The sequence below is a fragment of the Gordonia rhizosphera NBRC 16068 genome, from assembly GCF_000298195.1.
In the GTDB taxonomy this organism is placed as follows: domain Bacteria; phylum Actinomycetota; class Actinomycetes; order Mycobacteriales; family Mycobacteriaceae; genus Gordonia; species Gordonia rhizosphera.
Map to the genome: position 1 here is coordinate 1 of NZ_BAHC01000237.1, position 10,738 is coordinate 10,738.

Sequence of the window (10,738 nt, forward strand, 5' to 3'; positions counted from 1 at the left end):
GGCGTGGCCCACGATCGACGGGTGGCTGCCGAGGCGACGCTGGCCGACCTGGCCCGTCGACACACGCCCGCCGAGATCACCAGCCTGGGTGCGCGCCTGCTCGCACACCTCGACCCGGATGGCGAAATCACCGACGACAAAGACCGTGCCCGGCAGCGCAAGCTTTCGGTCAACGGTCAAGGTGTCGACCAGATGTCGAAGTTGACCGGTCATCTGGATCCGGAGACCCGCGGTCTGCTCGACGTGATGCTCGCCGCCTGGGCCAAACCGGGGATGAACAATCCCGGCGATTCCGAATCGCCGTCGGGGGCGGTCGACGACGCTGATCCGGACGTGCTGAAAGCGGCGGTCTGCCGGGACGACCGTACCCAACCGCAGCGGAACCACGACGCGCTGAAGGCACTCCTCAAAGCGGTTCTGACCGATGGAATGCTGGGTAAGACCAATCGCGGGTTGCCCATCCAGCTGATCATCAAAGCCGATCTCGGCGACCTCATTCGCGAGGCGGGATTCGGTATCACGGCCGGCGGCACACAGTTGCCGATGTCGGATGTCATCCGTCTGGCCGCGCATGCGCAGCCGTGGCTGGCGGTCTTCAAGGACTCCTCCGCGATCCCGCTCTTCTTCGGACAGGGCAAGCGGTTCGCGACCACACCGCAACGGCTGGCCTCCTTCGCGCGTCCCGACGGCCACTTCTGCTCGGCCCCGGGATGTGATCAGCCGGCCACACACGTGGAGATGCATCACTCCCGGCTCGACTTCGCCAAGGGTGGCAAGACCGATATCGTCGACTTGGCGCCGGCATGCCCCAAACACAACCGGATGGTCAACGATGAGGTCGGCGGGTTCACGACCGGGGTCCACGACATCGGACCCGATGCCGGGCGCACCTGGTGGCGGCGGAACAGCGCACCCGGTGCCCCACTCAACGCCGCTCGGGTACACCGGCTCCCCGACGTCGAAGCACTCTTCGACGACAACCTCACGAGAGCGCGCACCGACATCCACGGTCCACCCGGGCCAGCGGGAACCGAACACGCGGAGATCAGCACCGGTGCCGCACGCCAGCGATTCCAGTTCGCCCAGTCCATTCGCCCACCGCTCTCGCTCGTCGAAGCGCGACTGGCCACCCAGCTCGCACTCGGGCGATAACACCGATCACGCCGATGACCCGGATGCCGAGCACGAGGACTGCCGAGAAGGTCCTGCTGTCAGAGATCCTGCCGTCAGCAGAACCGTTCTGCCCTGGGCAGCGCCGCCGGCCACAAGGTCCACACCGCCCTTGATGATCGGGGCATGAGTGATGAGAAACGTTCCTTACCCCTACGCCGCCGAACCGCCGAAAGTCTCCTGGGTCAACGCATCCTGCTTCTCGACTCCGCTCTCGACGACGAGATCGGAAGCCAGATCTGTGCACAGATGGTGATGCTCGCGTCCGAGGATCCGGTCGCCGACATCGGCCTGTGGATCAACTCGCCCGGCGGATCCGTGCCGGCGATGCTCGCGATCATGGACACGATCCGGCTTGTTCCCAACGACGTCTCCACGGTCAACCTGGGCATGGCCTACAGCGCAGGCCAATTCCTGCTGTGCAACGGAACCCGTGGCAAGCGATACGGACTTCGCCATGCCAAGGTCCTGCTGCACCAGGGTTCGGCGGGCATCGGTGGATACGCACCCGACATTGAACTGCAGGCGGACGATCTGCGGCACGTTCGTGACACCGTGTTGGCCATCATCGCCGAGCAGACCGGTCAGACCGCCGAGCGGATCTTCGACGATTCGTTGCGTGATCACGTGTTCACCGCGGAGGAGTCCCTCGACTACGGCTTCATCGACCACATCGCCGACGACCTCGCACAGATCCGCCCACTCGCGCCGGCGTCGACCGGATTCGGGGTGGCGCGTTGAGCACCTACACGATCCCCAACGTGATCAGCCGGACGCCCCAGGGCGAGCGGGTGATGGACATCTACAGCAGGTTGCTCGACGATCGCATCATCTACCTGGGCACCGAGATCGACGACGGTGTTGCCAACGCCCTCATCGCACAGATCCTGCACCTCGACTCCGACAACCCCGACGCTCCCATCGAGTTGTACATCAACTCCGCCGGAGGCTCGGTGACGGCCGCCTTTGCGCTGTACGACACCATGCAGTACTGCCACGCCCCGATCGCGACGACCTGTGTCGGACAGGCGTTGTCGTCGACCGCGCTCCTGCTCGCCGCGGGCACCCCCGGACAACGATCGGTCCTCCCGCACGCGCGGGTACTGCTCCATCAGCCCTCCGGGCAGGGGAGGGGCACGATCCCGGACCTGATCCTGGCGGCCGAGGAGATCCTGCACGTCCGGGAAGAGGTCGAGCTGGCGTTGAGCCGCCACACCGGCAGGGACCTCGACGAGTTGCGCCGCGACACCGATCGTGACCGGGTACTGCGGGCCGACGCAATCGTCGAATACGGGATCGCCGACCGGATCATCGATGACCGGGCACCCCGCCGGGGCCGACGGTGATCCCGCGGACGTCGGGTCGGACAGTCGGTCAGGCGGCCAGGGCGACCGGGCCGCGCAGGCCGCGCATCGGTACGACCACCGACGTCGGCGGGCCGGACATCCGCGGCACGGACACGAGCGTGGCCCGGGCCAGCTCGCCACCGACCTCACGGGTCAGGTCGAACAGCGTGAGGCCGAGGGCTCCCGCCACCGCGGCCAGCAGTTCCGAGGAGGCGTCCTTGCGGCCGCGCTCCATCTCGGACAGGTACTGACTCGAGACACCCGCACGCCGTGCGGTCTCCACCAGACGCTCGCCGCGTTCGTGGCGATGCCGGCGCAGTACCCGACCGGTCACCTCCCGCAACAACGGCTCGGCGTCACGCGGACCACTCGCACTAGTCGACCGTCGCTCGTCCATGTGCCGATGGTAGGTCGTCCCCGCGCCGAGGCACCGGCGCTTCTGCTGTGAGCAGAACAGAGCTTGTCGCCGCCTCATGGCCGACGGCGCAGATCGTCAGCGTGCGGAATCGGCACCAGCCAGTTCGATGCGGGCGATTGGCGGAGGCGGTCGGAAAGGCGATGCCATAGATTGAATCCGTGGTGTCCAACGAGGTCACGAGATGATCGACAAAATCAGGCGACGTGAGACCGGTGCCGTTCTCTACGGGATGGTCCCGCCCAAGATCACCACACCGCACAGCGAACTCGCCGAGATCGCACAACGTCAACGCACGCGGATCAGCTCGCTGCCCGTCGACGGCCTGGTGGTCTACGACCTGCAGGACGAGACGGACCGCATCGATAGTGAACGACCGTATCCGTTCATCGAGACACTCGACGGATTCGAGTACAGCCGAACGTATCTCGCTGAGCTCGATCTCGAGCGAGTGATCTACCGAGCGGTGGGTAAGTATGCGCCGAGCGAGCTGGAATCCTTCCTGCATGATGCCGATCCGTCGCGGGAGCTGACGGTGTTCGTGGGTGCGGCCGCTCAAGGGCAGGACGTTGCCCTCACACTTGACGAGGCGTACAGGTTGCGCGCGGAGATTCCCGATGCGCCGATGCTGGGCGGAGTGGTGATTCCCGAACGCCACCGCGCCAAGGGCACTGAGCACCTGCGAGTCATCGGCAAGATCGAACGCGGCTGCGAGTTCTTCATCTCGCAGGGTGTCTACGACCGCCAAGCTGCCAAGGACTTCTTGTCCGACTACTACTACGAGGCTTTGCGACGCGACGTTGACCTGGTCCCGATCCTGTTCACGTTGACGCCGTGCGGATCGTCGAAGAGATTGGAATTCATGAAATGGCTGGGCATATCGATCCCACGCTGGCTCGAGAATGAACTCCGCCACTCCGACGACATCCTCGAACAGTCGGTGGCGGTGTGCGAGCAGACGTATGACGAGTTGCGTACCTTCGCCGACGCCAAGGGAATCCCGATCGGGGTCAACGTCGAGAGCGTCGTGGTACGCACTGTCGAGGTCGAAGCGTCGATCGAACTGCTGCGCCGGTTGGTGCAGACGTGACGACGCCAGAGCGGTCGGACACGCCCCGGGTGCTCACCGCAAGGATGACAGCATGAGCGACAGTTCGACCGGGCGCGGATACGGTGAGGTATCGCCCACCGGATCATCGTGCTGTTCGGCGGCCGGCGAACCAACCGGCCGCGGCGATGACCAGCGCGGCAACCATCACCAGCGTCGAGCTGAGTGTGGCGGGTAGACCGGCCGCGGCGTCGGTGGCCGAGGTCAGGTTGAAGGCCGTGTGCCACAGCGCGACGATCAGCACGCTGTGGCCCGAACCGGCATAGATCCAGGCCAACACGATCGAGCCGGCGGCGAGACCGACGAGCCAGCCGACCGTGCCGCCGACACCGAAGTCCCGAAACGATGCCACGACCCAGAACATCGGGAGGTGCCAGAGTGCCCACGGCAGTGCGACGAGCAGGCCGGTGGTCGCGATCCCGAATCGACCCAGCAGACCCTCGGCGAGGTAGCCGCGCCAGCCCAGCTCCTCGCCGATGCCGTTCACGATGACGACATAGGTGACCATCAGCACCATCGGCAGTACGCCGACTCCGGAGTAGGCGGCGAACTCCGCCGCCGAAGGTGCTGCTGAATTCGACAGCCACGCCGCGGGATAGGCCAGCAATGCGCACGCGGCGGTGGCGAGCACCAGGACGTACCACCACCAGGCGACGCGCCAGCGGATCGTCCGTGACCAGAGTCGGCGCAGGCCGGCACGTTGCTCTGTCGCGGCAACGACCACCACGGCGGCGAGTGCGGGTCCGAGCAGTCCCGGTAGATGGGTTGGCCACGCCTGTCCGGGCTTTGTGATGTCGCCGGCCAGCGCCAGCGGAATCCACCACGACCACGAGAACATACAGGCGAGCAGCCAGAAGGCGACCAGTCGTCGCCAGTGCACGACATGTCCGCCGGTAATCTGCGGCCGGCTCTTCGCATCCACCCCTCCACCGTGGCGCGGGAGGTCGTGGACCGGTAGTGCCGATGGACTCCTACCGCAGGACCGACCACACTGCCGGCCCCTCGCCGATGTGCGTCGAACGGCCGGTGAGCGGCCGAAAGTCGTGCTCGGGTCGTCGCGATGATCCTGGGACATTTCGCAGAGACCTCGAGATCTCGCAGGTTTCGGTGCCCGCGACGTTCGGCGAGCTGGTGCAGAGACACACCGTCGCGAGGACACCGACAAAGGCGGCGCTGTCGTCGCCGGTGAGCACGTGGTACGGCGCAGTGGTGAGGGCGTCACGCGGTCTGGACCGGCTGCCGGAGGATGGTTCTCAGTTTCTCCGGAGGGACTTTGCGGAAGTCGCTGAAGTAGACCTCGTGGTGTTTGCCGTTCATGCGAAGGCCGTGGGCGGGGATGAACTCGTGATGCATCCGTTCCAGGACCGGGCGCCTGGTCATCAAACGAGCCGACGTGGAGTGTCTGGACGCATCTATCCTCGGACAGCGGCCGGAGGCGAAGGTCGTGAAGGCGTGCGGGCGGTTCGTTGGATGCGCGTGCGATGGCGGCCTCGACCATGCTGTGGTCGATCCAGTCGGGAACCATCAGCATCATCGTCCAATCCCATCGGGATTGGTGACGGTCTGGTGAGTGGACCCGGCGACAACGAACTCCGTGGCTGCGGCACAGTAGTGCTCATGGGTCCGTCGGTCGCTGATGCGTTCACGGTCGCCACATTCAACGTCAACGGAATCCGGGCGGCGCGTCGTCGGGGATTCGATCGGTGGTTGGCAACTCGCTCGGCCGACGTGATCGCGCTCCAGGAACTGCGTTGTCCCGCACATGAGGTGGGCGCTTTCCCCGGCTATTCGGCGGCGGTGGACATCGGATCGGTGGCCGGCCGCAACGGGGTGGCCGTGCTGACGAGAGTCCCTGCCGCCGCTGTGCGGACGTGGGTGACCCACCCTCCCAGAGCACGCGGACTCGGTGAGTTCGCCACTCAGGGCCGCTACATCGAGGTCGACCTCGCCGACCGCGTGGTGACAGTGGCGTGTCTCTATCTCCCGAAGGGCGGACTGCCCGCACACCTCCAGCGCCCGGGATCGATGCGTGAGCAGCCCGATGGTGGCGTGAAGCATGCGCGCAAGCAGCGGTTCTTCGCCGCCTTCGCCCGCGAGGTAAACCGGAACCGTCTCGCCGCGTTGCGTGAGGGCCGCGAGTTCCTTCTGGTCGGGGATCTCAACATCGCCCACACGCAGCACGATGTGACCAACTGGCGCGCCGCGCGCACCATGGACGGGTTCCTACCCGAAGACCGCGAGTGGTTCAGCGCCCTGCTCGGTTCCCGGCGGCTCATCGACGTGGTGCGACAGACACACGGTGAACGGCCGGGTCCGCTCACCTGGTGGAGTTGGGCGGGCCAATCGTTCGCCAAGGACGTGGGCTGGCGCGTGGATCACCAACTCGCCACACCTGGCCTCGCCCGCCGCGCGAACGACGTCGTGGTGGACAAGGAATCATCACCCGACCAGCGACTGTCCGACCATGCGCCGCTCGTGGTGACCTACGGGTGATCAGTCGCGCGTCACCTCAGGGTGCGACGATGGATTTCATGACCGCCACACTTGTCGCAAAGGACGTCGCCGGTGGCTATGCGGACCGTGTCCTGTTCGACCATCTCGATCTGACGGTCGCGCCCGGCGATGTGGTCGGCGTCGTGGGAGCCAACGGTGCGGGAAAGTCGACGCTGCTTCGGATCCTGGCCGGTGAGCTTTCTCCGCTGGAGGGATCGGTCACCCGCTCCCCGGCCGATGCTTTCGTCGGCTGGCTGCCGCAGGAACACGAACGGGTTCCCGCAGAGACCGTCGGGCAGTACGTGGCCCGGCGGAGCGGATGTGCGGCGGCGACCGCGGCGATGGACGCGGCCGCCGCCGTGCTCGCTGATCCGCACGCGCCGGCTGGGGGTGACGACCCCGCTGACGTGTACGCGTCGGCACTCGATCACTGGATGGCGACCGGGGCCGCAGACCTCGAGGACCGGCTGCCGGGCGTGCTGGCCGACCTCGGGCTCGACGTCGGGGCCGTGGCACCCGAATCGGCGCCGATGACCGGTCTGTCCGGTGGGCAGGCCGCTCGCGTCGGTCTGGCCGCGCTGCTGTGTTCGCGATTCGACATCGTGTTGCTCGATGAACCGACCAACGATCTCGACCTCGACGGACTGATGCGTCTGGAGAACCTGGTTCGCGGGATGCGTGGTGGTGTCGTGCTGGTCAGCCACGATCGAGAGTTTCTGGCGCGCAGCGTCACCCGCATCGTCGAGTTGGACCTGGCACAGCACACGAACACCGTGTTCGGCGGCGGATACGAGAGCTACCTCGAAGAGCGTGAGGTCGCGCGCCGGCACCGGCGCGAGGAATACGAAGAGTTCGCCGCGAAGAAGGCGGATCTGGTGGCGCGGGCGCGGACGCAACGCGAGTGGTCGAGTCAGGGTGTGCGCAACGCGATCCGCAAAGCCCCGGACAACGACAAGATCCGACGCCGCGCCGCAACGGAATCGAGCGAGAAACAGGCGCAGAAGGTCCGCCAGATGGAGAGCCGGATCGCCCGCCTCGAAGAGGTCGTCGAACCCCGCAAGGAATGGGTTCTCGAGTTCACGATCGGGTCCGCGCCCCGATCGAGTTCGGTGGTCTCGACCCTCAACAGCGCTGTCGTGCGGCACGGCGATTTCACTCTTGGTCCGCTGTCGCTGCAGGTGAACGCCGGCGATCGGATTGGCATCACCGGCCCCAACGGGGCCGGGAAGTCGACGTTGCTCAAGCTGCTCCTCGGGCAGATCGTGCCCGACGACGGGACTGCACAACTCGGTGCCAACGTCGCCATCGGCGAAATCGATCAGGCGCGTGGGCAATTCACCGGAACACGCCCCTTGGCCGATCGATTCGGCGACCTCGTCGGGGACTTCACCCCGGCTGAGGTCAGGACCCTGCTCGCGAAGTTCGGGCTGCGAGCCGACCACGTCGAGCGTCCGGTGGGGGATCTCTCGCCGGGGGAGCGGACGCGGGCGGCGCTGGCACTGTTGCAGGCCCGCGGAACCAACGTCCTCGTGCTCGACGAGCCCACCAACCACCTCGACCTGCCCGCCATCGAGCAACTCGAAGCGGCGCTGGAATCCTACGACGGGGCTCTGTTGCTGGTCACCCACGATCGTCGGATGCTGGCGAAGGTGCGGACGAACCGGGCGTGGCACGTCGACGCCGGTCACGTGACCGAGCGGTAACCGCAGCCCGCGCCCGTCGAGCGTCGATCACAGTGGGCGGCAGCTATGACCCACTCGACGGGTGCTCATCGCGGCTGAGATACTTCCTGGTCTTTCGCTCCTCGAGCTGCCGCCCGTCGATCAGGTACGCGAGCACATGGAAGGCGAGAGCGAAACCCCAGACGGCGGTGATCCACACGGCCCACTGCGCGCCGGGTGCACCGATGGCAAGATCGAGGGCCCAGAAGGCGGCGTTGATGATGAGGAAGACGCCGATGTGCCAGAGCAAGCCGGTCAGATAGCGCGCACGTCGGCGAGCCAAGTCCACGGGCGATGCGTCATTCTGCGGGTTCATGTCGCCTCCTCATCTCCCTTCCAGGCTCTCCGCTGGGGCGGATGCCCACAAGAGTCCTTCGTCGCCGCGTTCCGCGGAACGCGGCGCTTGGCTCCAGACCCTGAAGTCGACGCGTGAGCGGTGCACCGATGCGTCGGTGTCGATGACTGCTCTGTCGGGTGAGGTTCTCGGGATCTGTTGAAATCTTCGATTTCCACGACCGACTCGGCGCGGCGGAAGCGTCGCCCCCAACTCACGCGCCGCCTCGGTCAGCGTCGGCACCTGGGGTCGATCCGATTTTGTCTTGAGCTGTCAGTCGTTGAGTCCGAGCTCGGCCACCAGCTTGTCGAAGGGCATTGTTGGTTCGTCGCGGGACTCGTGGACGGCGAGACGGTCGCGAAGATCTTCGATCTCCTCGAGCAGCCCATCGTAGCGTTCAGGTGACAGCACGATGGCAGCGCGCTTGCCGTGGTTCGATATGGTGACCGGCTGATCTTCTGCATCACGGACAATCTCGGAAAGCTTGGCCTTGGCCTCGCGGATGGAATAACTCATCGGTTGTAGACCTCCCTGCGGTGGCCGATGCGGACGACCACGATCGTGAGTTTGCCATCGTCGATGGTGTAGACGATGCGGCAGTTTCCAACTCGCATGCGGTAGCTGTCGGAGGTGCCGGACAGTTTGGTCACTCCGTCAGGTCGGGGATCGGTGGCGAGTGCGTCGATGGCGGTACGGATGCGCTTCTGTTCCACTCGGGGCAGCTTCATCAGCGACTCTGCGGCGCTGGCGCGGAATTGTGGACCACATATGTAGTCCACGGAAATGAGGGGTTCGAGTCCGCTGGGCTCCACTGACGCGAAACCCGGTCCGATCGGCCTCGGAATGGCTCCGTCGATGTGGAAGCGACCGCCCACGGCCGGTGAAGTGTCCTGACTGCCCTGTCATCCGCAAGACGATCCGGCGCCGGCGTCGACGCACTCCGACTCAGCGCGGCGGCAGTGTCGCCGCCAACTCGCGTGCCGCCTCGACGAGCGTCGGCACATCGCGACCATCGCGTCGGACGAACGCCGAAATGACGGTGCCGCAACCGAAATCGGGGCGGCGGCGGTGCCGTCGGAGGCGAGGATCGGAACACCGACGGCGGATCGATCCTCCTCTGGTGCTCCTGGTCGGCGATGGCGTAGCCGTGACTGTTCAACCGCGAAGAGGTCGACGGTGCGCTATCGACCGACTCGATCGGCAGGTCACAGTAGGGAAGGTCCCTGGCTGACCTGCCGAGCAACGTGGTGCCGCCGGGGAAGATGCGCGGCCTTCTGTCAGAGTTCGATCGGGTGGAAGCGGACCTACATGAGATCGACACCATCGCAACCAATCTCGCTCGTCGCCTCGGCGTCGAGGCGACGCACAGCAGCGGACGGCGGCACCTCGGCAACAGAGCAGGCGCGAACCCTGCTCACCGACCTCGGGTAGCCGGGCCGTGAGCGCGGTCGCGGCTTGGTCGCCGGCTACACCTCGGCTACACCCCCGAACTACCAGTGACCCCGGCGATCGTGGAAGCGCACCCCGTCAGCTGGTTGGACCGGCGTACGGTGATTTGTGACTACGTTACGGGGCTGACCAGCTGCGCAGGACACGAACGTAGGAGGAGAACGATGGCCAAGACCATCAAAATCGGATCGGGTTCGGGATCCAGTCAGGATCTTGACAGACTCGCCGATATCGACGACCTCATCGTCAAAGCGCACCATCCACGAAGGCCATATGCGCATCATCCGGGACATCGTGACACAAGTATGTGCAGACACATGTCAAGGACGAGATAGAGCCGCCCTGCCCCATGACTAGCGATGTAACGGGTCACGAAAACCGAAGGGAGACCGGCCGGATGAACGACGACTTGCGTGTGCTTCCGTTGCCCATCGCAGAGTGGGATCCATCGCTGAAGAACATCGTCGACGACATGCACGGGTCACCGATCAACGTGCATCGGCTCATGGCAAATCATCCGGCGCTGCTCCAGGCGTGGTGGAACTTTCGGAATTACTCGGTCGACGGTGGTGATCTGGGCCGCCGGAAGGGGGAGCTGGTCATCCTGCGTGTCGCAACCCGGGTGCGCGCGTGGTACGAGTGGGGCGCCCACGTGGAACGCGCCCTCAAGGTCGGGATCTCCCGGGAGGAGATCGAGCGGGT

At 65.7% G+C, this 10,738-nt stretch carries 12 protein-coding genes and 1 pseudogene; 7 read left to right on the plus strand and 6 right to left on the minus strand.

The features are described from left to right. The 3 genes from GORHZ_RS27750 to GORHZ_RS27760 form a co-directional block, all read left to right on the plus strand. Positions 1–1,152: HNH endonuclease signature motif containing protein (locus GORHZ_RS27750; RefSeq protein ID WP_006339143.1), on the plus strand; the 1,152-nt coding region annotated here is incomplete at its 5' end. Between the two features lie 144 nt (positions 1,153–1,296). Then, on the plus strand, positions 1,297–1,911 hold the full coding sequence (locus GORHZ_RS27755; protein ID WP_006339144.1) for a ClpP family protease: 615 nt from the start codon (positions 1,297–1,299) through the stop codon (positions 1,909–1,911). Next, positions 1,908–2,516, plus strand: a complete 609-nt coding sequence (locus GORHZ_RS27760) for a ClpP family protease (protein WP_006339145.1) — start codon at positions 1,908–1,910, stop codon at positions 2,514–2,516. The genes GORHZ_RS27755 and GORHZ_RS27760 overlap by 4 nt, the downstream gene beginning before the upstream one ends. 28 nt (positions 2,517–2,544) lie before the next feature. Here GORHZ_RS27760 and GORHZ_RS27765 read toward each other — a convergent pair whose 3' ends face one another. After that, positions 2,545–2,913: a helix-turn-helix domain-containing protein gene (locus GORHZ_RS27765; protein WP_006339146.1), complete on the minus strand. Its 369-nt coding sequence runs from the start codon at positions 2,911–2,913 to the stop codon at positions 2,545–2,547. A gap of 202 nt (positions 2,914–3,115) precedes the next feature. Between GORHZ_RS27765 and GORHZ_RS27770 the strand changes: the two genes are divergently transcribed. Continuing rightward, positions 3,116–4,021 carry a methylenetetrahydrofolate reductase gene (locus GORHZ_RS27770; RefSeq protein ID WP_006339148.1) on the plus strand — a complete coding sequence of 302 codons (906 nt, stop codon included), beginning with the start codon at positions 3,116–3,118 and terminating at the stop codon, positions 4,019–4,021. Positions 4,022–4,124: 103 nt separating this feature from the next. On the opposite strand, the gene GORHZ_RS27775 is transcribed toward GORHZ_RS27770, so the two are convergent. Both GORHZ_RS27775 and GORHZ_RS31885 read right to left on the minus strand, forming a co-directional pair. Beyond that, positions 4,125–4,961, minus strand: a complete 837-nt coding sequence (locus GORHZ_RS27775; RefSeq protein WP_006339150.1) for a CPBP family intramembrane glutamic endopeptidase — start codon at positions 4,959–4,961, stop codon at positions 4,125–4,127. Positions 4,962–5,257: 296 nt separating this feature from the next. Further along, a pseudogene (locus GORHZ_RS31885) lies at positions 5,258–5,600 on the minus strand (GyrI-like domain-containing protein); the annotation flags it as partial. Between the two features lie 56 nt (positions 5,601–5,656). Between GORHZ_RS31885 and GORHZ_RS27790 the strand changes: the two are divergent. Next, complete coding sequence (locus tag GORHZ_RS27790) at positions 5,657–6,532, plus strand: exodeoxyribonuclease III (protein ID WP_006339156.1); 876 nt, start codon at positions 5,657–5,659, stop codon at positions 6,530–6,532. A gap of 38 nt (positions 6,533–6,570) precedes the next feature. Next, on the plus strand, positions 6,571–8,235 hold the full coding sequence (locus GORHZ_RS27795) for an ABC-F family ATP-binding cassette domain-containing protein (RefSeq protein WP_040533889.1): 1,665 nt from the start codon (positions 6,571–6,573) through the stop codon (positions 8,233–8,235). Between the two features lie 43 nt (positions 8,236–8,278). Here GORHZ_RS27795 and GORHZ_RS27800 read toward each other — a convergent pair whose 3' ends face one another. The 3 genes from GORHZ_RS27800 to GORHZ_RS27810 form a co-directional block, all read right to left on the minus strand. Next, positions 8,279–8,569: a 2TM domain-containing protein gene (locus GORHZ_RS27800; RefSeq protein ID WP_006339160.1), complete on the minus strand. Its 291-nt coding sequence runs from the start codon at positions 8,567–8,569 to the stop codon at positions 8,279–8,281. Between the two features lie 291 nt (positions 8,570–8,860). Continuing rightward, a complete protein-coding gene (locus GORHZ_RS27805; RefSeq protein WP_006339162.1) occupies positions 8,861–9,103 on the minus strand; it encodes a type II toxin-antitoxin system Phd/YefM family antitoxin in 243 nt (80 codons plus the stop codon). After that, the gene (locus GORHZ_RS27810) at positions 9,100–9,315 is read right to left on the minus strand and encodes a type II toxin-antitoxin system RelE family toxin (protein ID WP_051999112.1); all 216 of its coding nucleotides are present in this window, start codon (positions 9,313–9,315) and stop codon (positions 9,100–9,102) included. The genes GORHZ_RS27805 and GORHZ_RS27810 overlap by 4 nt, the downstream gene beginning before the upstream one ends. Positions 9,316–10,433: 1,118 nt before the next feature. Here GORHZ_RS27810 and GORHZ_RS27815 point away from each other — a divergent pair. After that, positions 10,434–10,738: carboxymuconolactone decarboxylase family protein (locus GORHZ_RS27815; protein ID WP_006339164.1), on the plus strand; the 305-nt coding region annotated here is incomplete at its 3' end.